Origin of the sequence: Bradyrhizobium denitrificans (assembly GCF_013179005.1) — a bacterium.
GTDB classification, from domain to species: Bacteria; Pseudomonadota; Alphaproteobacteria; order Rhizobiales; family Xanthobacteraceae; genus Bradyrhizobium; species Bradyrhizobium denitrificans.
This window is the reverse complement of record NZ_JABFDP010000032.1, coordinates 14,691-38,481: the sequence shown is the minus strand read 5'-3', so window position 1 is coordinate 38,481 and position 23,791 is coordinate 14,691. Positions and strand designations below refer to the sequence as shown.

The window sequence follows — 23,791 nt, the reverse complement described above, 5'->3', positions numbered from 1 at the left end:
GCCTTCAGGCCATGCGTCCGAGCGCGCGAATGATGCCGTCGACCGCGATCGGCTTCTCGCAGCGGAGAATGTTCGCGAAGCGGTCGGGAATGACGGACTCATCATATCCCGTCGTGAATATGAAAGGGACGCCGCGCTGGATCAGCAGATCGGCAACCGGGAACGCCATCTCGCCGCGCAGATTCACGTCGAGCACGGCCCCATCGATCCGCGCCTCACGCTTGGCGAGCGCGAGCGCATCCGCGACGGTTCCGACCGGCCCGAGCACCGTTGCGCCGGCATCGCCGATTTCGCAGCGCAGTTCGTCAGCCAGCATATATTCGTCCTCGACGACGAGGATGATGCGATCACGCAGCGGGCGTTCAAGCATGCTCATCGAGCTCCAGCGTGCTGAGCGAAACAGGGATCGAAATCGTGCAGCAGACCCCGTCGGACGCGAATGTGTAGGAGGTTCTCGCGCTGAGCTGATAGGGCAACGCCTGCTCGATCAGTTCGCGCCCCTGTCCCGTGCCGACGGGTCCGGCGCCACGTGGCGGCATGTCGACGCCGCTTTCCCGCCACGCAATATTGAGCCACGGTTTTCCATCGGTGCCGTTGCGCTGCAGCGACCATTGCACCGAGAGCCGGCCCGCAGGTTGCGCGAGCGCACCATATTTGACGGCATTGGTCGCGAGCTCATGCAGCGCCATTGCGAGCATCTGCACGGTGGATGATCGCAGCCGAACGCCAGCGGGTCCGTCGAGCACGATCCGCTCGGATCCGCCAGCAACAGCCGAGAGCTCAGTGCGGATCAGATCATCGAAGGCGACCCGATCGTGCTCCCCGAGGCGGGACAGCAAGCCCTGGACGCGCGACAAAGCCTCGAGTCGATCGCGGAAGCGGACCCGAAAATCGGACAAATCGGTGCTGGCACGCGCGGTCTTGTCCGCCGTCGAGCGAACGACGCCCAGAAGATTGCGCGTGCGATGCTGCAATTCGGCGACCAGCACCTTCTGCCGTTCCTCCCATTCGCGCCGCTCCGTCATGTCGACCATCGCGCCGGTCATGCGGATCGGCTGCCCGGCCTCGTCGTAGAAGAAGCGCCCGCGTCCATACAGGTAGCGAATAACTCCGTCCGGATGCACGACGCGAAACTCGCTGACAAACTCCTGGCGCGTCTGCATCGCCTGACGCAGCGCGGCCTCGGCCGCGGGGCGGTCCGCGGGATGGATCCGCGCCGTCCAGGCGTCATAGCTCGGCGTGACCTCGCCGACGCCATAGCCTTCCATGCGGAAGTGCTCATCCGACCAGTAGACCTCGCCGGTGGTGACGTTCCAATCCCACAAACCGAGCCGCCCGACTTCCACTGCGCTGCGCAGGCGCTCCTCGCTCTTGCGCAGCTCATGCTCGGCCTGCTTCTGTTCGGTGATCTCACGCGCGGTGCCGAACCACTCGACGATATCGCCGCTGCCGTCGAGCATCGGGATGGCGCGCGAATGCGCCCAGCCCAGCGTGCCGTCGGCCCGTATGATGCGATGCTCCAGCTCGAAGATGCTCTTCGCCTCGATCGCTCGTGCGATCGCCGCCATCATCTGCGCCTGATCATCGGGATGAATGTATTTCGCGAGCCAGCGTTGGCTCGGAGCCAGGGTGTGAGGAACGAAATCCTTGCCCTGCAGATAGCGCATTTCCGTCCCGTCCGGACTCATCCGATAGACGATGTCCGAGCTGGCGGTCACGAAGGCACGAAAGAGCTCCGCGCTGGCACGCAGGCTTTCAGTCGCCTCGGCGCGAAGCTGCGTCATCTTGAGATGCGCCTCGACGCGGGCGAGGAGCTCGCTGGCGCTGAACGGTTTGATCAGATAATCGTCCGCGCCGGCCTGCATGCCCTCGACGCGGCTCTCTTCGCCCGCGCGCGCGGACAACAAGATGATCGGAACGGTGCTGACCTTGGGATCGGCGCGCACGCGAGCGAGCAGTTGCATGCCATCGATCCGCCGCATCATCACATCCGACAGAACGAGATCAGGCTTGGCGCGGGCCATGGCGGCAAGCGCCGCCTCGCCGTCCCCGACCGTCTCGACCTCGTAACGCGCTTCGAGCAGCCGGCGAACGTAGTCCCGCATATCGGCATTGTCGTCGGCGAGAAGAATGCGTGCGCGAGCCCCGGTGCGGTCCTGCAAGGGCACATTCTGGACGACATCGGCAACGACATGAGCCTCGAGGGGCGACGCATCCGGCAGCCAGCGCAAGGCCTCCTCGATGAATGGCTGCGCGCCGAGCGGCCCGGTGTTCGGCGCCGCCTTGATCTGTTCGGCCGGCAGATGACTCTTACCGCGGGGGATGCGGACCGTGAACGTGCTGCCCTGCCCGAGCGAACTCGTCACATCGACCGACCCGGCATGCAATCTTGCGAGCTCCTGCACCAGCGCGAGGCCGATCCCCGATCCTTCATGCGTGCGGCCGCGGGCATCCGCGACACGATGGAAGCGCTCGAACAGCTTCGGCAGCTCATCTTGCGGAATCCCGGTCCCGGTGTCCCGGATGCTGAGCTCGAAATTGCCTTGGGAAACAATCAGCCTGACCTCGATCTCGCCTGAAGAGGTGAACTTGAACGCGTTAGAGAGCAGATTGAGGACAATCTTCTCCCACATCTCCCGATCGACATAGGCCGGCTCCGGCAATGGCGGACAATCGACGATCAGCTTCAGGCCAGCGCTCTCGACCGCCGAGCGGAACACGCCGGCCAGATCGGCAGTCAAGCGTGCGAGGTCGGTCGGCGCATAGGCTCCCTGCGCTCGGCCGGCCTCGATACGGGAGAAATCCAACAGCGTGTTGACCAGCTTGAGCAGGCGCAGCGCATTACGCTGAGCGACCTCCAGTCGCTCTCGATCCTCCAGCGAGAGTGCCGGGGATCGCGTCAGGACATCCTCGAGCGGCCCCAGCATCAGCGTCAGCGGGGTGCGAAACTCGTGGCTGACATTGGCAAAGAACTCGGTCTTCGCCCGATCGATCTCGGCGAGCGCCTTCGCGCGACGCCGCTCCTCTTCGTAGGCGAGCGTCTCGGCAAACGAGCTGGCGAGCTGCGTGGCCATCAACTCAAAGAAGCTCTGATGCTCGGCGTCGAGCGCACGGCGCGGATTGACGCCGCAGATCAGAACCGCGGTGGCGCGCTCGCGCCCGGTCGCGACCGGCAAGGCAAGCGCCAGTTGCGGCGGCTCTGGCCAGACGCCGGCGGGGACAGACATGGTCGCATGATCGAGCGCGACGCGGATCGGCGCCGCGGCGCCCAAGGCGGCGCGGATCGGCCATGGCGAGCCGTCTGCGGCCGCGAGATCAATCTGCCACGGAGCCATGCTGCTGCCGGGCTGCACGCCGGCGGCGCCGAGCAGCCGCGCAGAGTGTCCATCCTCGCTCGGCTGATAGATCAGCGCAAAGGGGACATCATGCCGGTTCTCCGCAAGAACCTCGGCGACCCCTTGACCGGCCTCTTGCAGGCTGTCGGCGCGCCCGCGTGCTGCCAGGTCGCGCAAGGTCCGCATGCGGCGCTCGCCCACCACTTTGGCGGTGGTCTCGATGACCGGCGTGAAAATCCCACCGACGCCGCCGCTCTCATCGCGAATCGGCGAATAAGAGAACGAGAAGTAGGTCTCCTCGAGGTAGCCGTGGCGGTCCATGAACAGCGGCAAATCGCGCGAGCGGGTCGCCTCGCCGCGGGCGATCACCTGCCGCAGCATCGGGCCGATGACCTCCCAGATCTCGGGCCATACCGCACGGCCGGGAGCGCCGAGCGCGGCGGGATGTTTCTGCGAGCCGAGGATCGGACGGTACTCGTCGTTGTAGAGCATGACGAGCTCGGGTCCCCACCAGATCAGGATCGGAAACGCACAGTCGAGGCAGGTGCTGACGGTGGTCCGCAGCGATTGGGGCCAGAACTCCGGCAGGCCGAGCGGCGTTCGGGACCAGTCATGGACGCGCATCAGCGCGCCCATCTCGCCGCCTCCCTGAAGGAAATCTGCTCCGGGCACGCTCGGCCGAAACGCGGCGCGCCCGGCGCCCGGATGCTCGTTCACACGGTGCCCCTTTCAGCCGCAGCGTAGCGCGAACCGCAGCAGCACGCCAAGCGGGCGCTCTCCGCCACCAACAATCCGTTCATCATCGAACTCGCTCGGCTTCAAGAAGTTCCCGGTTCGGGAACCATCCACAGGCACCATCGAATACGGGACAACCCGCTGCTGCGGCTCGACGGGCTGGCTCGGGCTTGTTATGCGGCCGGTCCGCGAGATGCGCGTTTGAGTCGGGGCACATGACCATTGCGATCGAGATGGGGCAGACGGCGGCGGGATCGCCTGCCGCCCTGGACCTCGAGGAACTGCTGGCGACCCGCCTCCTCGTCCAAGGCAATTCCGGCTCCGGCAAGTCGCACCTGCTGCGCCGGTTGCTGGAACAGAGCGCGCCCTGGGTGCAGCAGACCATCATCGATCCCGAAGGCGATTTCGTCACCTTGGCCGAGCGCTTCGGCCATCTCGTGATCGAGGCCGAGGACCACACCGAGCGCGCGCTGCAGGTGGCCGGCGAGCGGGCTCGCATTCATCGCGTCTCGACCGTGCTCAACCTCGAAGGTCTTGACGCGGAAAACCAGATGCGGCGCGCTGCGGCCTTCCTCAACGGCCTGTTCGAGATCGGTCGGGACCATTGGTACCCGATGCTGGTCGTCGTCGACGAAGCCCAGCTGTTCGCCCCCGCGGTGGCCGGCGAGGTCTCCGACGAGGCGCGCAAGGCCTCGCTCGGCGCCATGACCAACCTGATGTGCCGCGGCCGCAAACGCGGGCTGGCCGGGGTGATCGCGACGCAGCGGCTGGCCAAGCTCGCCAAGAACGTCGCGGCCGAGGCTTCGAACTTCCTGATGGGCCGCACCTTCCTCGACATCGACATGGCCCGCGCCGCCGACCTGCTCGGCATGGAGCGGCGCCAGGCCGAGGCGTTCCGCGACCTCGAGCGCGGCCAGTTCATGGCGCTCGGTCCCGCACTGTCACGCCGGCCGCTCGGCCTGCGCATCGGCCCGACCGAGACCAAGCCGCGCAACGCGACGCCGCGGCTGACGCCGCTGCCGGAGGCCTCGCTCGAGGACGCCCGCGCCGTCATCCTGGCGGCGCCGCCGCCCGAGACCACCGCGCGTCCGCAGCGCAAGCCGCAGCCCGAGCTGCTCGACCAGCTGATCGCGGCGAAGTCCGCCGCGCTCGAGTTCCGGCCCGAGCCGCCGGCCCCGGAGGTCAGCGAGGAGGAGCTCGCCGAGCGCCGGGCCCGCGTCGAGCGCGTGCTGCGCGCGGTGCTGGCCGAGCCCGACGCCGGCTTCCGCGCCGTCGGCGTACTCTACCAGGAATTCGTCGTCCGCTGCCGCATCGAGGGACTCGGCACCGCCGTGCCCGATCTCAATGACTTCCGCCGCATGCTGACCCGCGCCCGCGCCGGCCTCGGCGGCGACGAAACGGCCGACGACGCCGGCTGGCAGGACGTCACCTTGCGCGCCTCGCTGCTGCCTGAGGACATGCAGGGCGTGTTCATGATGATCGCCCGCGCTGCCAAGGACGGCCGCCCGTGCCCGAGCGACGCGGCGATCGCCCGCGCCTATGGCTCGCATTCGCTGCGCCGGGCCCAGCGCCTGCTGACCTATATCGAGGACCAGGGCCTCATCGTCTGCCAGCTCGACGGCGCCGGCCGCCGCATCGTCACTCTGGTCGAGCTCGCCTGGGCAACAGCGCCCGGCGATCCCAATGCCGCCGACGATCCGGCCGCCGAAGGCCTCGTCGCCTCGTCGTGAGGATGCGCCCGGATCGCTCCGGGCGCATCCCGATGTCGTCGCCGATCAGGTCGCGGCGATCCGGCCCATCGCCGGATCGCTGATGCTCGGGCGGCCATTCTCGACGTGACCCGCGAGCTGCCAGTTGAAGTTGGCATCGCTGTCGGTGGTCACCGCAAGGTCATACCAGCCATGGGTCTGGTGCAGACCGATCTGCGTCTCCAGCCGCTGGCCACGCTGCAGGCGGTGCCGTTCGCTGCGTCCGGTGTAATTGTCGGTCAGCGTCACCACGCAGCTCGCGCCCTTGTTGGTCAGCGCGATCGCCAGGCTGCGGGCGCCGTCACCATACTCCCAATCGCAGAGATGAACGGTGTCGACATCAACCAGCGCGGCCGTGCTGGCAACACCGCCCTTGAAGTGGCGGAAGAAGCCGTTCGGCCCGTACACCGACAGGTCATACTGTCCGGCGCTCGCCGCGAGGTCCCAGACGCCATACAGCGACTTGCCGGCCTCGACCGTGTAGCTCCACGGACCGGTCGCGGTGTTGCCGGAGCGGACCTGGAAGCAGACGCCCGCCTGCCCCGGATTGACGAAGCGGATTCCGAACTTCTTCTGCGCCGCGTCGGCATCGCCGTCGACACGGAGATCGTAAGGCAGTGGGCGCGCCGGGCGAATGCCAGGCTCCTGCTGCGGCAGCGCCTGCTTGGCCGGCGGCACCGGGTGATAGTCGTCGAAGCGGGTGCCCGAGGTGATGTCGGCCACCGGCGGCTTGTAGCCGGCCGTGCTCGGCAGCGGCGCGAGGCCCTCGTTCGGCGAGGTGAAGTTGAATGCCGAGGTGAGATCGCCGCAGACGGCGCGGCGCCACGCCGGGATGTTGGTCTCGAACAGATCGCGCGCCTTGTGATGGAAGCGGCGCTCGATGAAGCGGATCACCGAGGTGTGGTCGAACACCTGCGAGCACACATAGCCACCGCGCGACCACGGCGACACCACCATCATCGGCACACGCACGCCCAGGCCGTAGGGACCCGCGACATGACTGCCGTCACCGGCGAACAGATCGGTGCTGACGTCGACGGTCGACTGTCCCCAGGCCTGCGACATCGCCGGATACGGACCGACGACGTGATCGAAGAAGCCGCCGCCCTCATCGTAGTTGATGAGCAGCACGGTCTTGCTCCACAGCTCCGGATTCGAGGTCAGGATGTCCAGCACCTTGGAAATGTACCAGGCGCCCGGCCCCGGCAGCCAGTTCGGATGCTCGCTGAACGCCTCGGGGGCTGCGATCCACGACACCTGCGGCAGCGTGCCGTTGCGCACATCGTTGCGCAGCCCGTCGAACAGATTCTCGAACGTGCCGCCCTTGGCGATGTTGCTGCCACGCAGCGCCTTCTCATACAGCGGGCTGCCCGGCTGCGCGTTCTGATATTGGTGGAAGTACAGCAGCGAATTGTCGCCGTAATTGCCGATCCACGGATTCGCCGTCCAGCCCCAGGAGCCGGCGGCATCCAGCCCCGTGCCGATGTCCTGATAGACCTTCCAGGAGATGCCGGCCTTCTCGAGCCGCTCCGGGAACGTGGTCCAGTCGTAACCCGCCTCGGCATTGGTGATGACCGGACCGCCATTCTTGCCGTCATTGCCGTCCCAGCCGGTCCACAAATAATAGCGGTTCGGATCGGTCGGTCCCATCACCGAGCAGAAATACTGATCGCAGATCGTGAATGCGTCGGCGAGTGCGTAGTGCCAGGGCAGATCCTGCCGGTTCATGCAGGTCATCGTCGTGGTGCCCTTATTGGCGATCCACTTGTCGTAATTGCCGTTGTTCCAGGCCTTCTGGCCGTCGTTCCAGCCATGGGCGACGTCCTCGACATAGACCGAACCGGCATTGTCGACCCGGAACGGCATGACCGATCCGGTGCCGTTCGGCTGCTGCCAGACCGGATTGCCATTCGGCAGCTTGACGGCGCGCGGATCGTTGAAGCCACGCACGCCACGCATCGCGCCGAAATAATGGTCGAACGCGCGGTTCTCCTGCATCAGCACCACGATGTGCTTGACGTCCTCGATGCTGCCATGGCGATTGAAGGCCGGAATGGCATGGGCCCGCTCGATGCTCTGGCTGAGCGCCGCAGTGGCGGCCGACGCACCCAGCAGCCGCAAGAACTCGCGCCGGTTATGCGCGATCGTGTTCGACATCTCGTTCACTCCCCTGGTGATGACGATGTCGAGCGACTTAGGTCGGCGCGTTAACAGCGGCGTGACCGCTTGGTTAAGGATGTGTTGCAGGGTTTTGACAGTTGCTGCGGGAGCGGCGCTCGCCCTTGCCTGCCGCGGCCTGGCCGGCCGTCGTCCACCCCCCGCCATTGCCCTTGCGCCAGAGCCGAAAAGCTGAATGATCCGTTTGGTTTGGGGCGGTGACGAGCCCGGTTGGCGAGCGGTTCGGCGCCCTGCTTTGTTGAGGATGGTCTGCACATGCCGACGTTCACGCCGCTGACGGCGCGCGTACTGGGCGAACCGGGATCGATCTGGCTGCAAGCCTTCTCCCATGCCGTCATCGCCTGCACCTTCTTCACCATCGCCTTCGTGATCGGCCTGTTCGTGTGGCGGCGCTGGCGCGATGTGATGTTCCGGATCGTCGTCGCCGGCCTCGCCGGCTACGCGGCGATCTGCGGTGTTGGCCGGCTGGTGGCCCTTGTCGGCCTGTGGGTCCCGGTGTCGCCCGTGGAGACCGCGGTCGATGCGCTGCAGGCGCTGATGTCGTTCGGCGTCATCGCCACGATGCTCAAGATGTTGCCGCAATTGCTGGTGCTGCCGACCCGCATCACGTTGCAAAAGGCCTATGACCAGCTCGAAGAAGAGATCCGGCAGCGCCGCGCCGCCGAGGCGATGGTGCGGCGTTTCCAGGAAATCGAGGCCAACGAGGCCCAGGTCCGCCAGGCGCAGAAGATGGAGGCGATCGGCCAGCTCACCGGTGGGGTGGCGCACGATTTCAACAATATCCTGACCGTCATCACCGGGACGATCGAGATTCTCGCCGATGCGGTCAAGGACCGGCCGCAGCTCGCCAGCATCGCCAACATGATCAGCGCCGCCGCCGAGCGCGGCGCCGACCTCACCCGGCATCTCCTGGCATTCTCGCGCCGGCAGCCGCTGCAGCCGCGGGCAACCGACATCAATGCGCTGGTGGTCGACGCCGCCCGCCTGCTGCGTCCGACCCTTGGCGAGCAGATCGAAATCGAATCCATGCTGGCGCATGACAGCGCCCCGGCGCTGATCGACCCGAGCCAGCTCTCCACCGCGATTCTCAATCTCGCGCTGAATGCGCGCGATGCCATGCCCGATGGCGGCAAGCTGACCTTGGAAACCAAGAACGTCGTCCTGGACGAGGACTATGCCCGTCTCAACAACGACGTGAAGCCCGGGAACTACGTGATGATCGCGGTCAGCGACACCGGCCAGGGCATTCCGCCGGCGCTGATGGACAAGGTGTTCGAGCCGTTCTTCACCACCAAGGACGCGGGCAAGGGATCGGGCCTCGGGCTCAGCATGGTGTACGGCTTCGTCAAACAGTCCAACGGTCACGTCAAGATCTACAGCGAGCCGGACCATGGCACGACCGTCAAGCTCTATCTGCCGCGGGCGGCCGAGGCGCCCGTGCTGCCGGTGGCCGACACCGGACGGCCCGCCGTCGCGCGGGGCGACGAGACCATCCTGGTGGTCGAGGACGACGCATTGGTGCGCGACTATGTCGTCGCGCAGGTGCGGCGGCTGGGCTATCGCACCCTTTCGGCCAGCAATGCCGTGGAAGGCCTTGCGCTGATCGACAATCCCGAGCGCATCGACCTCTTGTTCACCGACGTGATCATACCCGGCGGCATGAACGGCCGCCAGCTCGCGCTCGAGGCCGAGAAGCGGCGGCCCGGGCTGAAGGTGCTGTACACGTCGGGCTACACGGAAAATGCGATCGTGCATCACGGGCGTCTCGATGCCGACGTGCTGCTGCTCGCCAAGCCGTATCTCAGCGCCGATCTCGCGCGCATGATCCGCACGGCGCTGGAAGCGTAGGCGTCGATGAAGTGGAGTTCGGTCTGTCACGGCAAGCGCCATACACGCGCTGTCGCCCCGGACAAGCGCGCAGCGCGCGGACGACAGCGGAGCAAATGATCGGCACCTTCGGCCTCATCATCACGTGTGAGAGACAAGCGTCTTTCGTGCCGCGACATGTGATGCCCGGGTGATGCCGCGATCTTGCCCTCCTGACCAATGAGAGGGCGTGGGGAGAGCCGGACCTCGGCTGAATCGGGATAGGGGGAGTCTCGCGACTCCGCCCCTCCCACACCACCGTATGTACGGGTTATCCCGGCGAACCGAACAGGAGCGCGCGTCGATTGCTTGCCTGTTCGTGCTGCCTTCCCCTCGTGTGGGGAGGGTCGGCGTTCGCATCGCTACATTCGAGGCCTGCTCAGGCTTTACTCGCGTTACGGCCCACGGGATCTCAGCCGCCATGTCGCGGCCTTCGTCACGAGGCTCCGGTCCCACCAGTCGCCCGGTTGAACCGCTCGTCAGCTAACCGACCAATCGACAATTGTCCGTGTGGAACCTGCCTCCACTGATAAGATGCGCCTTCGGGGCGCACCCATACGACTTTGCCGTCCGTCACGCCTGCGCTCGTCCGGCGCAGCCGTCACGTCCATCGCAGCCCACCTCCACGTTCGTGACGACGCGTCCGTCCCTCTGCTCGAGGCGGGTTGGGCAAGACCATCAGCCCGATTTGCCCGACAGCACAAGCGGACTCGACCGCGGCAAACTAACTCGACGGGCATTTCGCGCATGACCCGCATGCGGAGATTGCCCGTCGGGCGCTTCACGCCCGCACACCGCCAACATCGGGAGCAGCGACGATGGCCTGGCGCCTAGCGGCTGGGCGAAGCAGATGCGGCTTCACTCCGCGCCACCGGCGGCAATGACGCCCGCCGCAGACTTTCCGATGGCGTCTCACCATAGATCTTTCGATACTCCCTGGCGAAATGCCCCGGATTGCTGAAGCCGCATCGCAGGGCGATCGACGTCACCGTGTCACCCGCTTTCGCGTCGTACAACATGCGGCGCGCGTGTTGGAGGCGCGTCAGCTTGATCTTCTCGGCCAACGAAATGCCGCTCTTCGCAAAGTGCTGGTAGACCGTGCGAGGGCTGACGCCGTAACGAGTCGCGAGCTGCTCGATCGATATCTTCTGACTCCAGTTCGACTCGATGTGCTCCAGGATCCTGCGAATAGGCATGGGAATGTCGCTGTCACGCGCGAGGTGATCCGCGGTGACGTCGATGGTCGAGCCGACCAAGTGCGTTCGTCCGTCCGACGGGCTGTAGACACAGGTCCCCATGCCACGGACCCAGCGCATCGTTCCGTCTTCACCAAGCACCCGGTAGTCGCGCGTGTAGCCGGTTCGCTTCGAGATGGCACGATGGATGGCCTGCTCGAGCCCGTTCCGGTCCTCGGGATGCACGTGGCACAACATGCCGCTCAGCGACGATAACGACGTCGGCGGAAACTCTCCCTTGGAGTCGTCTGCCTCGACGATCAGGTTGAACGTCGACAGCCCTGCCAGCTTCTCCGCGGCGGCAAGCTGCTCCTCCAGGATCCTGGTCGCCGTGATATCTTCGACCACGGCGCAGAACCATCTCACATTGTCCGCAGCGTCCTGGATGGGATTGACGATCACGCGCGCCCACACGACGCTTCCGTCCTGTCGGAGGTAGCGCTTGTCGAGCTGATAGGTCGCAACCTCGCCTGCGAGCAGTCTTTCGTGTTGCAGCCGGTTGCGCTCCCGGTCCTCCGGATGCGTCAGCTCGAAGAAGGTCAGCCCGCCGGTCCTGAGCTGCTCCAGCGTGTATCCGACGATCCGGCAGCATTCCGCATTGGCAAACCGGATATGTCCCGTCGCACTGTCGACGACCGAGATGCCGATACCGAGGCTATCCAGAAACAGCCGCGGAATCGCGATGATTTCGGCAATGTCCTTCCCTGGCATATCGAAGCCGATAGCATCCAAATTCGATTGAGCCTAGCGGCGAGGAGCCTCTCGATCTTGATCCAAGGCAATTCGGCCCTGCGACACGTGATCACTCCAGGCGGACGCGACGAGATCATTCCTGCACAATCAGAACAGCCGCTGCACATTGCCGCCTAACCGAATCTTACTGAAGACCTGCTAGATTGAAACAAAGCCCCGGGATTTTACGGGGGCATCGCTTTCAGAAGCGATCGCTGTCAGCGCGTCTCCGGATTACAGCACCGTCGTGATCCTCGAGCACCTGCACATCGCTGACGTGATCGTTGTCACAGGAGACACCCATGTTCGGCCGCAAGAACAACGCTGCAGCCCTGGCCGCCCTCGCCGCAAACGCAATCACCGCAAAGGTGATGGTCGCTGACGACAAGCTCAACATCGTCTACATGAACGAGGCGGTGATGGAACTGTTGCGCGAAGCCGAGGCCGATCTCAAGACGCAGCTGCCGAACTTCCGTGTCGACGGTCTCATCGGCACCAATATCGACGTGTTCCACAAGGACCCTTCGCACCAGCGGCACATGTTGCAGGCGCTCGCCTCCGAGCACCGGGCCACGATCAAGATCGGCAAATGGATGTTCGATCTGATCGCGCAGCCGCTGAGACACCCGGATGGAACCCGCGCCGGAACCGTCGTCGAATGGTCCGACGCCAGCGTGCGGCTGCAGAACCTCGACTTTGGCGCCCAGGTCGCGGCCATCAGCCGATCGCAGGCCGTGATCGAATTCAACATGGACGGCACCATCGTGACCGCCAACGACAATTTTTTGAATGCGCTGGGCTACAGCCTGCCGGAGATTCAAGGCAAGCATCACAGCATATTCGTTGCGCCGGAGGAGCGCGACAGTGCCGCCTATCGCGAGTTCTGGGCCAAGCTGAACCGTGGCGAATACCAGGCTGCGGAATACAAGCGGATCGGCAAGGGCGGTAAGGAGGTCTGGATCCAGGCGTCCTATAATCCGGTGTTCGACCAGAACGGAAAGCCCTTCAAGGTCGTCAAGTTCGCCACCGACGTGACCGCCCAGAAGCTCCGGAATGCCGATCTCGCCGGACAGATCGCCGCCATCGGCAAATCGCAGGCCGTGATCGAGTTCGAGCTCGACGGCACCGTCATCAACGCCAACGACAATTTCCTGCAGGCGCTCGGCTATACGCTGTCCGAGATCAAGGGCCGCAATCATTCGATGTTCGTCGATCCGTCGGAGCGGGACAGCCAGGCCTATCGCAATTTCTGGGCCGCCCTGAACCGCGGAGAATATCAGGCGGCAGAATATAAGCGGATCGGCAAAGGCGGTCGCGAGGTCTGGATTCAGGCTTCCTACAATCCCATCCTCGACCTTAATGGCAGACCGTTCAAGGTCGTGAAATACGCCACCGATGTCACCAGGCAGGTGCTAGTGCGGATGGGCAATGAGCGTGTCCGCGGCATGATGGAGTCGGTCGCCGCCGGTGCCGAGGAGCTGAATGCCTCAGTGCGCGAAATCTCGGAAGCCATGACGAAATCGCGCGAGACCGCGATTGGAGCCGCTGACCGGGTCGCCTCCGCCGACTCCCAGGCCAAACGCCTGAGCGAGGCGACACAGGCGATGAGCGGAATCGTCGAACTGATCGGCAACATCACCGGGCAGATCAATCTGCTGGCGCTCAATGCGACGATCGAATCGGCGCGCGCGGGCGATGCCGGCCGCGGCTTTGCCGTGGTGGCCTCGGAGGTGAAGAATCTGGCCACGCAGGCCAAGGCCGCCACCGACAAGATCGGCGCAGAGATCGCCGGGCTGAACGGAATTTCCAGCGAGGTCGTGAACGCGCTGAACGCAATCAAGGCCGAGATCCAGAACGTCAGCGAATATGTCACCTCGACCGCCGCCGCCGTCGAGGAGCAGAGCACCGTCACCGGCGAGATGTCATCCAGCATGCAGCGCGCCGCCGCCGAGGCGCAGGCGATCGCCGCAGGCCGGGCGTAAAGGAAGCCAGACCATTGCGTTCCCCGGCCGGGACGGCGGCGAGGATCAATCCTGCGTCGCCTCCCACTTCACCGGCAGATTGAGCAGGCCGCGGAAGGCCCAGCCGCCGATGCGCACGGGCTCGTCGTCGCGGAGCCGCAGGTTGTTCAGCCGCCTGAACAGGGTCGGCAGCGCGACGTCGGCGATCATCGCGCGCGACGCCCAAGCACCGGCGCAGAAATGCGGGCCGGCGCCGAAGGCGATGCTCTTGGAGACATCGCGGCGGATGTCGAAGCGATCGGGGGCGGTGAAATGCGCCTCGTCGCGGTTGGCGGAGCCGAACATCAGAAACACCCGCTCTTCCGGCGCGAACGCGACATCGCGGATGGTCCAGGGTTTGGCGATGCGCCGCGGCGACATGCCGATCGGCGAGATCCAGCGCGCATATTCCTCGAACACCTGCAGCCAGCGCACCTCGCCATGGACAGCCAGCGCCAGTTGCTCGGGATGAGTCAGCAGCGCCCAGACCGTGCCGGCGATCGCGTCGCGCGGCTCGTTCTGGCCGCCAGAAATGGCGAGCTTGATGTTGGCGCGGATGCTGTCCCTCGGCATGCCCGCAGCGAGCATCACGCCGAGCAGGCTCTGGTTGGGGGTCTTCTCCAGCACCGGCAGCATATCGTCGATCGCGGCATCGATGCCGGCCGTGGCGGCATTGCAGCGCGCCTCGACCGCGGGGTCGCCGGTGTAGTTGGCGATACCGTCGATCATCGCCTGCGACCAGGCATTCATGTCCTCGAAGCGCATGTTGGTGAGGCCGGTGATCAGCTTCAGGCACTCGGCCGAGAACGGCAACGCAAAGTCGCGGACGAGGTCGACGTCGGCGGCGGGGTCGAGCGCGTCGATCAGCCGGTCGGCATGGGCCTGGAACTGTGTCAGCCAGTGCACCCGCACGGCGCGTGGCGACACCGCGGGCGCGATCGCCTGACGTTCGGCCAAATGCGCGGCGCCATCCTTGCGCATCATGTTGTGGCCCATCAGCCGGTTCATCAGCCCCTGCGGCTGATGCGAGCTGAACACCTCGATCTGCTTTTCCGAGACGAAGATGTCGTCGCGCCGACACAGCAGCGTGCTGCCAAGCTGCGGCACGAAGGCGATCGGCGCCTCCCGGCGCATCCGCGCCAGGGCCGGATAGGGGTCGGCCCAGAACGCGGCGGGATCGATGTCGAAATGCGGTGCGGTGCTCACGCTCGGCCTCCGGTCAGACAAGGGCAAGCTAGCCGCGCGCGCAGGCGGCGTCTGTCCCGGTGATGGGTGACAGCCTGCAGCGGCGTTCAGTTCAGCGGCCGTGGCGCGGTCATCAGCCGCAGCGCAATCGCGAACAGCTCGTTCTGCGAGGCGATGCCGAGCTTCTCATAGGCGCGCTTGCGGTAGGTGAAGACCGAGTTCAGGGCGATGCCCAGCTCTCCGGCGATCGCCTCCGAGCTGAAGCCGTCCAGGATGCGGCGGCAGACGTCCTTCTCGCGCGCCGTCAGCACCGATAGCGGCCCGCCGGCAGCAAACAGCGAGGCGAGCTTGTCGGCCGGGTCCGCGACGGCGGCGTGCTCCTGGCAATGGCGCGCGACGATGGCGGCGACGACCGGGGCGACCGCCGTGATGCGCTGCCGCTCGTCGGCGGCAAAGCCGCCCTGCGCCGCCGTGCGGTAGAAGTTCACATAGGTGCAGTGATCGCCGACCCAGATCGCGGTGGCCGCCTTGTCGACGATCTCGGAATCCTCGAAGAACAGTTTGCGATAGCCGCGCGGATACATCCGGCGCGCGAAGTTCGGCAGCAGGATGTGTTGAGCTTTCGCGCGCTGGAAGATCGCCTCGCGGTTCGGATCGGCGGTGTGGAAATGCTCCGAATAGGCGGCGCCGAGGTCGGGTCCGATCGCGATGTTGCCGGTGCTGAGCAGGCAGCGCGCCGAGCGCTGGTCGGCAAAGGTGAACACCATGCAATGGCCGACGCCGGCGATCGTGCGCAGGCTGTCGATCAGGACGTCTGGAAACGACGGCTGGCCGATGGCGAGCACCATGGCGCTGACGGCGCCCGTCGCATCGACACCGGGCCTGATGGCCTCCATGCTGTTCCTCCCGGATGTTCTGTTTGTTCGAGCCTAGCAGCAACCCGCCGCGCCGGGAAGCGCCGGCCGCCGTCACCAACCATGGGGACAGACGCGGGACGGCCCCGCGGCTAGGCTGCGGAGCTCGAAGTCTCGGCCAAGCAACGTGCCGGACACGCCGAACGGGGAGGAAACACGATGAGAGCCGCTGTCGCTGTGCTGGGCATGGCCTTGACGATGATGCTCGCCGCGCCGGCGCGGGCCGACATCAAGGTCGGTATCGTGGTGTCCGCGACCGGGCCCGGCTCGGCGCTGGGACAGCCGCAGATCAAGGCGGTCGCCGCGCTGCCGAAAGAGATCGGCGGCGAGAAGATCGTCTACATCGCGCTCGACGACGAGTCCGACAGCGTCAAGGGCCTGCAGAACGCGCGGCGCCTGGTCATCCAGGATGGCGTCGACGTCATCATCGGCTCGTCGCTGACCCCGGTCACCATGCCGATGCTCGACGTCGCGCTGGAAAGCAGGACGCCGCTGCTGTCGCTGGCGGCCTCGACCGCAATCGTGCAGCCGATGGACGACAAGCGCAAATGGGCGTTCAAGGTCGTGCCCAATGACGACATCATGGCGGCGGCGATGCTCAAATACATCGCCAAGAGCGGGGTGAAGACGCTCGGCTTCATCGGCGTCTCCGACGGCTATGGCGAGGGCTACTATCAGGAGGTCACGAAGCTCGCGCCGAAGCTCGGCCTCACCGTGACCACCCACGAGGTCTATGCGCGCGGCGACACCAGCGCGATGGGCCAGGCGCTCAAGGTGATCGCCACCAATCCGGACGCGGTGTTCATTGCCTCCGCCGGCACGCCGGCCGTGCTGCCGCAGCAGGCGCTGCGCGAACGCGGCTATGCCGGCAAGATCTTCCAGACCCATGGCGTGGCGACGCAGGAGTTCATCAAGCTCGGCAAAGAGAATGTCGAGGGCGCGATCTTCGCCGGCGAGGCGTTCTCGATCGCCGACGATCTCGCCGCCGAGGATCCGTTCCGCCGCGCCAACGATGCGTTCGTCGCCGCCTACCAGGCCGCCAATGGCGACAGGCCGAACATCTTTGCCGCGCATCTGTGGGACACGGTGACGCTGCTCAAGGGCGCGATCCCCGGCGCGCTGAAGGCCGCCAGGCCCGGCACCGCGGACTTCCGCGCCGCCCTGCGCGACGAGCTGGAGCGCGGCAAGGACGTCTATCTCAACAACGGCCTCTCCAACATGAGCCCGACCGACCACAACGGCTATGACGAACGCTCGGCATTCCTGATCAAGGTCGAGGGCGGGCGCTTCAGACTTGTGAAGTAGTTTGCGCACGCCGCGCGTGACCGCCGCCTGCCGCACGTGCAGTGAGCTCGACTCCAAGCAAGTGCAGAGTGTGGGGCGCCCAACTACGCCGACAGCCTCTCCCCCGCGTCGGCCTTGCCCAGGATCAGATCCGCCGCCTTGTCGCCGATCATCAATGTCGCCGCATTCAGGTTGGCGGAGATCATGCGCGGCATGATGGAGGCGTCGGCGACGCGCAGGCCCTGCAGGCCGTGGACGCGGAGCTGGTCGTCGACCGTGGCCCAGGTGGCCTCCGCAGGCCCCATGCGGCAGGAGCAGCCGGGATGGAAAGTGGTGGTGGCGCGCTGGATCGCGGCGGCGAGGAGTTCGTCGTCGCTTTGCACCTTGGGTCCGGGGAAGTCCTCATAGGCGTAGTACGGCGCGAGCGGGGCCGACGCCAGCAGCCGGCGCGCCAGCTTCATGCCGGCGACGATGACGCGGCGGTCGAGCTCGGCGGTCAGATAGTTGGTCTGGATGATCGGCTGGGCGAACGGATCGGCAGAGCGGATCCGCACATAGCCGCGGCTCTCCGGGCGCTGCTGCCACGAGGCGACGGTCATGCCGGGCTCGTCCTCGAGCTGGCCCTGCACGCCCTCTTTGTAGCTCGCCGGCGTGAAGGTGAGCTGCAGATCGGAGCTCTCGGCGGTCTCGCCGGAGTGCCAGAAGCAATAGACCATGGTCGGCGACAGCGACAGAATGCCCCGCCGCGTCAGCGCCCATTTCAGCGCCTCGCCCCACAAATTGAGGCCGCGCGCGAGTTCGTTGATGGTCTTGATGTTCTTGACCCGCGCCACCGTGCGCGGCGCATAATGATCCTGCAGGCCTTCGCCGACGCTTCGGAGCGCATGGCGCACCTCGATGCCGTGCTCCTGCAACAGCTCCGGCGCGCCGATGCCGGACAGCTGCAGCAACTGCGGTGAGTTGTACGCGCCGCCGCACAGGATCACCTCTTTCCGCGCGCGCACCTCGACCGGCACGCCGCCACGCCCGCCGCGGCTATAGCGCACACCGACCGCGCGCTTGCCCTCGAGCATCACGCCGGTGGCATGGGCGTGGGTGCGGATCTCGACATTCGGCCGCTTGCTGGCCGGACGCAGGAACGCCGTCGCGGAGGAGACGCGGCGGCCGTTCTGGATGGTGCGCTGGACGTAGGACACGCCCTCCTGGATGGCGCCGTTATAATCGGGGTTGCGGGGGATGCCGAGCGACACAGCGCCATCCATGAAGGCCTCGCACAGCGTGTCCTTCCACTCCATCGTGGTCACGTGCAGGCTGCCGTCGCGGCCGCGATATTGCTCGTCGCCGGCGCCGATGCGTTTCTCCATCCGCTTGAAGTGCGGCAGCACGTCGGAATAGCTCCAGCCGCGATTGCCCATCTGCGCCCAGGTGTCGAAATCCTGACGCTGGCCGCGGTTGTAGACATGGCCGTTGATCGAGGACGAGCCGCCGAGCGTCTTGCCGCGCGGCGCATAGATGCTGCGGCCATTGGTGTAGGGCCCCGGCTCCTGCTGGTAGCCCCAATTGATGCTCTTCATGTAGAAGGTCTTGATGAAGCCGGCCGGCAGATGGATGTAGGGGTGCCAGTCGCGCGGCCCCGCCTCCAGCACGCATACCGTGACCGACGGGTCCTCGCTGAGGCGGCTGGCCAGCACGCAGCCGGCCGAGCCGGCGCCCACGATCACATAGTCGAACGTATCCATCTCGTCTGTCGTCCCGGTCTCGTCATCATCAGCCGCTCAGCGCGGCAAGCGGCCATAGCGCGATCAGCGCGGCTTGTCATGCAATTGGTAGTCGAGATGGGCCCGCACCGTCGGCCATTCGGCGGCGATGATGCTGTAGACGACGGTATCCCGCAGCGTGCCGTTCGGCGCGATCTGGTGGCTGCGCAGGATGCCGTCCTGCTTGGCCCCGAGCCGCTCGATGGCGCGGCGGCTCTGATGGTTGAAGAAATGCGTCCGGAACTCGACCGCGATGCAGTCCATCACCTCGAAAGCATGCGCCAGCAAGAGCCGCTTGCATTGGGTGTTGAGCGCGCTGCGCTGCACCCGCTTCGCATACCAGGTCGAGCCGATCTCCACCCGGCGATTGGCGGCATCGACATTCATGTAAGTGGTCATCCCGGCCACGCGGCCATCCGCGTCGAGCACCGTGAACGGCAGCATGCTTCCCGTGGCGAACAGGCCGAGCCGGCGCTCGATCTCCTTGGCCATGGTCTCGGGTTTCGGAACCGCGGTGTACCACAGGTTCCACAATTCGCCGTCGCTGACGGCCTCGACCAGCGCGTCGTGGTGGTCAGGCGACAGCGGCACGAGGCTGGCGTGTGGGCCGCGCAGGGTGACCGGTTCGAGAAAGGGCATGTCAGCAAAATCCGTCATTGCGAGGAGCGCAAGCGACGACGTGTCCGCCATAGCCCGAAGGGCAACGGCGGAAGCAATCCAGAGTCGCGTGCGGGGCTCCTGGATTGCTTCGCTGACGCTCGCAATGACGGCACTATCATGCCAAGCGTTACTTGTTCAGAAAATTCAGCGGCAGGCCCGGCCGCGGCCAGTCCATCGCCACCAGCTCGCCCTTTCCGGACAGCGTGATGTAGGCGGTCTTCAACTCAGGGCCGCCGAAGGCGATGTTGGTGGTGACGCGGTCGCCGGTCGGCACCTGCTCGACCAGGGTGCCGTCCGGCGCGATCACGCTGATGCAGCCGGAGACCAGCGTCGCCACGCAGACATTGCCGTTGGCCTCCACCGCGAGCGAATCGAACATCTGGTAGCCGCCCAGGCCGGCAATCGGACGGCCGCGCTCGCCGCGATAGATCACCTCGCGCGGCTTGACCGTGCCGGGCTCGGCAAGGTCATACGCCCAGAGCCGCGCCGTCGGCGTCTCCGCGATATAGACGGTCTTCTCGTCCGGCGACAGGCCGATGCCGTTGGCCGGCAGGATGCCGTGCACGGCCTCGACGATCTCACTTATGCCGGGCTTGAGATAATAGAAGGCGCCGACATCCATGTCGCGCGCGCGGCGCTTGCCGAGATCGGAGAACCACAGCCCGCCGTGGCGGTCGAACACGAGGTCGTTGGGGCCGCGCAGCCCATGCTCGCCGCAGCGGCTCACCACGGTCTCGATTTTGCCGCTCTGCAGATCGACGCGCTGGATCGAGCCACCGAGATAATCCTCGGGCTGCGGACCAGGCATGATCATCGTGCCGGTCGGGATCCAGGAGAAGCCGCCATTGTTGCAGATGTAGATCTTGCCGTCCGGCCCGAGCGCTGCGCCATTCGGCCCGCCCGGAATCTGCGCCACGACCTCCTTGCGGCCATCGGGAAACACCCGGGTCAGGCGCCGGCCGCGGATCTCGACCAGCACCACCGAGCCGTCGGGCATCACCACGGGACCTTCGGGGAATTCGAGATCGGTGGCGAGCACACGCATGTTGGACATCGGACGGCCTCCCGCTCGTCACGCCGCGCCGCGGCGCATTGTTATTATGCAGGACGTTATCGCAAAGCCGCCGCATCTTGCCAAGCAAGCGGCGCGCTTCGTCGCCGCAGGGCAGACTTGCTCCAACGCAGGCTCGCAGCGTGTCGACGCAAGTCGGCCAGCGCGCGCGGCGCTCAGCGGATCACCGGCAGCCAGATCTCGAGGCCGCCCTCGCCACTGCGCGGATCGAAGCGCTGATCGTAGCGCTCGAAATTCGGGGCGTCCGCGACCTGACAGCCCGACTGCGGCAGCCACCGATTCCAGATCGTGTGCACGGTGCGGCGGATGGAGGAGATATGACCGGCGTGCGTGAAGACGGCGAACGTCGCTGCCGGCACCCGCACGCAGCCGAAGCTGCGCGGCAGGTCGGAAAAATCAGCCACCTCGACACCGGCGATGTAGTCGAAATTGCCGGCATCGTCGCCATTGCAGCAGGCGCCATAAGCCACTGTGCCGCGGCGCGCCGGGATATCGGCGACAAGCTGGTGAAAGCGGCGCCACAAGGCCGGAATGCCGGCGCCGTTGTCGACGCTGAAGCGATCGCCGACGCCGGCGACGAGCAGCGGCCCGGCGGCGACGAAGCGCGGCGCGGCAAGATCACTCAGCGGCGTCTGATCCATCAAGACCGGTTCCTGCAGTGCGAGACCATCGAGGCTGGCGCTGGCGCGGACCTTTTCGGGCGTCACGCCGAACTGGTCGCGGAACGCACGTGTGAAGGCTTCGTGGGAACCGTAATCGGCTGCGAGAGCGAGACCGAGAATATCAGGCGCGCCGCTGGCCAGCGCCCGCGCCGCCTCGCTGAGACGGCGGAGCCTGACGTAGCGCATCACCGAGACGCCAGTCGCGGCGGCGAAGGCGCGCACGATGTGGAAGCGCGAGACACCGGCCATGGCCGCGATATCGTCCAGTGACAGCGGCGCCGACAGATGACTCTCGATATACCAGAGCGCCTTCTGGGCCGGGCTGGTGAGCACGTCCGTCCTCCTGACGAAGCCGCCGATCATGCGTGAGGACGATTCGGTCGGCTTGATCGTTCTTGCTCTGCGTGCCCAACTATTTTCCGCTCGGCTTGGCCGGCGTTGCATCCTTCGCGGCCGGCGCATCGGCCTTCTTCTTCAATTCGTCGGCAAGCTTGGCCTGCGCCGACTTCAACTCCTCGATCGCGCCCTGCTGCGAAATCAGCGCCGCCTTCAGCGCCTGGATCTGGCGATCCGCGGCGTCGAGCTTCTGTTGATGCGCGAGCGACTGCTTCGTCATCGTCTTCTGCAGGAAATCGATATTGCTCTGCAGACATGATGTCCGGCGATCCATCGCCTTCTCCGCCGTGCAGATCTCGATCCCCGGAATATCTTGCGCATGTGCGATGCAGCCGGTGGCCCACAATGTCAGCGCAGATACGACAACGAAAACCCTCATCACAATTTCCTCATTGGCTCGCCAAACACATGATTTTGCGTGGAACTGGCGCTGATTTATCGACGATACCATACTCAGACCTCAATCGCGCATTGAGGTTCGGCGCTGGGACCCGTTTTTAGGGAGATGCACAGAATGGCTACGCGCGAAAAACGGCTGGCGCAATTTGACGGCAGCGGAGAACCGCCGCCGGGACAAAGCGTCGAGGTGCTGTGCGAAGATCACAGCGGCACCTATCAACTGCCGTTTCCCTGTTTCTACATCGATGGCAAATGGCACAATAAGGAATCCGGCGGCGCCCTCGAGGCGACCGTGATCGGCTGGCGCTTTCCGCGCACGCGTTTTGACGACCGCAGCGGGCGACGCTCGCAGCCGGCCTTCGCCGCCATGCGCACCTCTTCTGCTTCGTCTTATTGATCGTATCGCGCCGAGCGGATCGCCCTGAGCTCGCTCAGGGCCGATCCCCGCAAGCTTGACGGGTTGAGCCTCGTAGCGAGGCCAGGCGCTGAGCCATCCGCAGCTGAAACGCAACGACACATTCCTTGCACCATCGACGCTCCGAACAGTGCTGATTCGATTGCGGCTGCGCTCACACGCGCCGGCCGCGTTCAAGCAACAGCTGTTTCAAAATGTGACGCGGTATACGCGAACCTTAACCTCGGGAACGCGACCGGAACAAATCGCGCCCGAATCAGCCGAATCGCCAGGTACGTCTCCTGTTCACGGCAAGATATGGACCGACATGCGTCGCCACCTACCACATCCTGAAGCGCAGTGCCGGCAACGAGGCGACGCGGCGGCTCGACTCTTAACGGATGCGGCGGATACGGCGGAGGCAGCACGATGTTTCTTGTCGCCGCTCACGCTCCTGCCGATCGGCCACTTGCGCTCGGCTCATCGCCCGGCAGCCGCCGATTGCCCGCCTAATATTCGACCTCGAGCTCCTCGATCTCCTCGGGCTCCGCCTTCGCGGCCGCGATCCATTCGCGCATCTCGGGCATCGCCATGATGAGATCGGCATAGGCCTTCAGCTGCGGTTCGAGCTTCACGTCATAGGTGACGAAGCGCGTCACCACGGGCGCATACATCGCATCGGCCATGCCGCGCGCGCCGAACAGAAACGGTCCGCCCGACTTCTCCAGGCAGTCGCGCCAGATCGCCCAGATGCGGTCGATATCGGCTTGCGCACGGGTCCAGACCTTGAAGCCGGGAAAGTGCCCCTTGAGATTGACCGGCAGCGAGGCCCGCAACGTGGTGAAGCCGGAATGGACTTCACCTGAGATCGAGCGGCAATGCGCGCGCTGGATGCGATCGGCCGGCAGCAGGCCCGCGCCCGGGAAGGTCTCGTTGAGATATTCCCCGATCGCCAGCGTATCCCAGATCGTGGCGCCCTCATGCCTGAGGCACGGCACCAAGATCGAGGAGGACAGCAGCAAGATCTCAGCCCGCGCCGACGCATCGTCCGGACCGACAATCACCTCATCAAAGTCGAGGCCGGCAAACTTGGCCAGCAGCCAACCGCGCAGCGACCATGATGAATAATTCTTGCTGCTGATGGTCAATGTCGCCTTGGCCATGTCGCCCTGCCCTCTCTGTCGCGTGTCGTTCAGTCGCCCTGTGACGCCGGTCCGCCCGCCGCCTTGGGCGATCGGG

The 23,791-nt window shown here is 65.7% G+C and carries 17 protein-coding genes; 5 read left to right on the top strand and 12 right to left on the bottom strand.

Annotated elements, in window-relative coordinates; translation table 11 throughout:
- Positions 1-4 precede the first annotated feature (4 nt).
- Positions 5-370, bottom strand: coding sequence for a response regulator (locus HL671_RS30300; RefSeq protein WP_012046129.1), 366 nt, complete (start codon positions 368-370; stop codon positions 5-7).
- The gene (locus HL671_RS30295; RefSeq protein WP_172241443.1) at positions 363-4,052 is read right to left on the bottom strand and encodes a PAS domain-containing protein; all 3,690 of its coding nucleotides are present in this window, start codon (positions 4,050-4,052) and stop codon (positions 363-365) included. Before HL671_RS30295 ends, HL671_RS30300 begins: the two co-directional genes overlap by 8 nt.
- 233 nt (positions 4,053-4,285) lie before the next feature.
- Between HL671_RS30295 and HL671_RS30290 the strand changes: the two genes are divergently transcribed.
- Positions 4,286-5,800 (top strand): helicase HerA domain-containing protein, encoded by a 1,515-nt coding sequence (locus HL671_RS30290; RefSeq protein WP_012046131.1) that lies wholly within the window; start codon positions 4,286-4,288, stop codon positions 5,798-5,800.
- Positions 5,801-5,845: 45 nt separating this feature from the next.
- Here HL671_RS30290 and HL671_RS30285 read toward each other — a convergent pair whose 3' ends face one another.
- On the bottom strand, positions 5,846-7,975 hold the full coding sequence (locus HL671_RS30285; RefSeq protein ID WP_012046132.1) for a phosphocholine-specific phospholipase C: 2,130 nt from the start codon (positions 7,973-7,975) through the stop codon (positions 5,846-5,848).
- 276 nt (positions 7,976-8,251) lie between these two features.
- Here HL671_RS30285 and HL671_RS30280 point away from each other — a divergent pair, with 276 nt between their 5' ends.
- Positions 8,252-9,844: an ATP-binding protein gene (locus HL671_RS30280; protein ID WP_244424194.1), complete on the top strand. Its 1,593-nt coding sequence runs from the start codon at positions 8,252-8,254 to the stop codon at positions 9,842-9,844.
- 848 nt (positions 9,845-10,692) lie between these two features.
- On the opposite strand, the gene HL671_RS30275 is transcribed toward HL671_RS30280, so the two are convergent.
- Positions 10,693-11,808: a helix-turn-helix transcriptional regulator gene (locus HL671_RS30275; RefSeq protein WP_172241440.1), complete on the bottom strand. Its 1,116-nt coding sequence runs from the start codon at positions 11,806-11,808 to the stop codon at positions 10,693-10,695.
- A 323-nt stretch (positions 11,809-12,131) separates the two neighbouring features.
- Between HL671_RS30275 and HL671_RS30270 the strand changes: the two genes are divergently transcribed.
- The gene (locus HL671_RS30270; protein WP_172241437.1) at positions 12,132-13,811 is read left to right on the top strand and encodes a methyl-accepting chemotaxis protein; all 1,680 of its coding nucleotides are present in this window, start codon (positions 12,132-12,134) and stop codon (positions 13,809-13,811) included.
- Positions 13,812-13,856: 45 nt separating this feature from the next.
- Here the strand turns inward: HL671_RS30270 and HL671_RS30265 are convergent, their stop codons facing one another.
- Positions 13,857-15,035 (bottom strand): cytochrome P450, encoded by a 1,179-nt coding sequence (locus tag HL671_RS30265; protein ID WP_172241434.1) that lies wholly within the window; start codon positions 15,033-15,035, stop codon positions 13,857-13,859.
- An 86-nt stretch (positions 15,036-15,121) separates the two neighbouring features.
- Positions 15,122-15,910: a response regulator transcription factor gene (locus HL671_RS30260; RefSeq protein WP_172241431.1), complete on the bottom strand. Its 789-nt coding sequence runs from the start codon at positions 15,908-15,910 to the stop codon at positions 15,122-15,124.
- A gap of 177 nt (positions 15,911-16,087) precedes the next feature.
- Here HL671_RS30260 and HL671_RS30255 point away from each other — a divergent pair, with 177 nt between their 5' ends.
- Positions 16,088-17,233, top strand: coding sequence for an ABC transporter substrate-binding protein (locus tag HL671_RS30255; protein WP_172241428.1), 1,146 nt, complete (start codon positions 16,088-16,090; stop codon positions 17,231-17,233).
- An 83-nt stretch (positions 17,234-17,316) separates the two neighbouring features.
- Here HL671_RS30255 and HL671_RS30250 read toward each other — a convergent pair whose 3' ends face one another.
- From HL671_RS30250 to HL671_RS30230, 5 genes are all read right to left on the bottom strand, one after another.
- Complete coding sequence (locus tag HL671_RS30250; protein WP_172241425.1) at positions 17,317-18,951, bottom strand: GMC family oxidoreductase; 1,635 nt, start codon at positions 18,949-18,951, stop codon at positions 17,317-17,319.
- A gap of 63 nt (positions 18,952-19,014) precedes the next feature.
- Entirely contained in the window at positions 19,015-19,608 is a 594-nt protein-coding gene (locus HL671_RS30245; protein WP_012046140.1) for a GNAT family N-acetyltransferase, read from the bottom strand.
- 148 nt (positions 19,609-19,756) lie between these two features.
- The gene (locus HL671_RS30240; protein WP_172241422.1) at positions 19,757-20,683 is read right to left on the bottom strand and encodes an SMP-30/gluconolactonase/LRE family protein; all 927 of its coding nucleotides are present in this window, start codon (positions 20,681-20,683) and stop codon (positions 19,757-19,759) included.
- A 173-nt stretch (positions 20,684-20,856) separates the two neighbouring features.
- Positions 20,857-21,696 carry an AraC family transcriptional regulator gene (locus tag HL671_RS30235; RefSeq protein WP_172241419.1) on the bottom strand — a complete coding sequence of 280 codons (840 nt, stop codon included), beginning with the start codon at positions 21,694-21,696 and terminating at the stop codon, positions 20,857-20,859.
- Between the two features lie 79 nt (positions 21,697-21,775).
- Positions 21,776-22,138 (bottom strand): hypothetical protein, encoded by a 363-nt coding sequence (locus HL671_RS30230; protein WP_012046143.1) that lies wholly within the window; start codon positions 22,136-22,138, stop codon positions 21,776-21,778.
- A 135-nt stretch (positions 22,139-22,273) separates the two neighbouring features.
- On the opposite strand from HL671_RS30230, the gene HL671_RS30225 reads away from it, so the two are divergent.
- Positions 22,274-22,555, top strand: coding sequence for a hypothetical protein (locus tag HL671_RS30225; protein WP_012046144.1), 282 nt, complete (start codon positions 22,274-22,276; stop codon positions 22,553-22,555).
- Positions 22,556-23,061: 506 nt separating this feature from the next.
- Here the strand turns inward: HL671_RS30225 and HL671_RS30220 are convergent.
- Positions 23,062-23,715 (bottom strand): glutathione S-transferase family protein, encoded by a 654-nt coding sequence (locus HL671_RS30220; protein WP_172241416.1) that lies wholly within the window; start codon positions 23,713-23,715, stop codon positions 23,062-23,064.
- Positions 23,716-23,791: the final 76 nt, after the last annotated feature.

Excerpts from the sequence above, each read along its gene's own strand:
- HL671_RS30280 (WP_244424194.1), top strand. The coding sequence starts at position 8,252 with ATGCCGACGTTCACGCCGCTGACGGCGCGCGTACTGGGCGAACCGGGA.
- HL671_RS30250 (WP_172241425.1), bottom strand. The coding sequence starts at position 18,951 with ATGGATACGTTCGACTATGTGATCGTGGGCGCCGGCTCGGCCGGCTGC.
- HL671_RS30245 (WP_012046140.1), bottom strand. The coding sequence starts at position 19,608 with ATGCCCTTTCTCGAACCGGTCACCCTGCGCGGCCCACACGCCAGCCTC.
- HL671_RS30260 (WP_172241431.1), bottom strand. The coding sequence starts at position 15,910 with ATGGAGGCCATCAGGCCCGGTGTCGATGCGACGGGCGCCGTCAGCGCC.
- HL671_RS30255 (WP_172241428.1), top strand. The coding sequence starts at position 16,088 with ATGAGAGCCGCTGTCGCTGTGCTGGGCATGGCCTTGACGATGATGCTC.
- HL671_RS30230 (WP_012046143.1), bottom strand. The coding sequence starts at position 22,138 with ATGAGGGTTTTCGTTGTCGTATCTGCGCTGACATTGTGGGCCACCGGC.
- HL671_RS30240 (WP_172241422.1), bottom strand. The coding sequence starts at position 20,683 with ATGTCCAACATGCGTGTGCTCGCCACCGATCTCGAATTCCCCGAAGGT.
- HL671_RS30270 (WP_172241437.1), top strand. The coding sequence starts at position 12,132 with ATGTTCGGCCGCAAGAACAACGCTGCAGCCCTGGCCGCCCTCGCCGCA.
- HL671_RS30290 (WP_012046131.1), top strand. The coding sequence starts at position 4,286 with ATGACCATTGCGATCGAGATGGGGCAGACGGCGGCGGGATCGCCTGCC.
- HL671_RS30300 (WP_012046129.1), bottom strand. The coding sequence starts at position 370 with ATGCTTGAACGCCCGCTGCGTGATCGCATCATCCTCGTCGTCGAGGAC.
- HL671_RS30220 (WP_172241416.1), bottom strand. The coding sequence starts at position 23,715 with ATGGCCAAGGCGACATTGACCATCAGCAGCAAGAATTATTCATCATGG.
- HL671_RS30275 (WP_172241440.1), bottom strand. The coding sequence starts at position 11,808 with ATGCCAGGGAAGGACATTGCCGAAATCATCGCGATTCCGCGGCTGTTT.
- HL671_RS30225 (WP_012046144.1), top strand. The coding sequence starts at position 22,274 with ATGGCTACGCGCGAAAAACGGCTGGCGCAATTTGACGGCAGCGGAGAA.
- HL671_RS30285 (WP_012046132.1), bottom strand. The coding sequence starts at position 7,975 with ATGTCGAACACGATCGCGCATAACCGGCGCGAGTTCTTGCGGCTGCTG.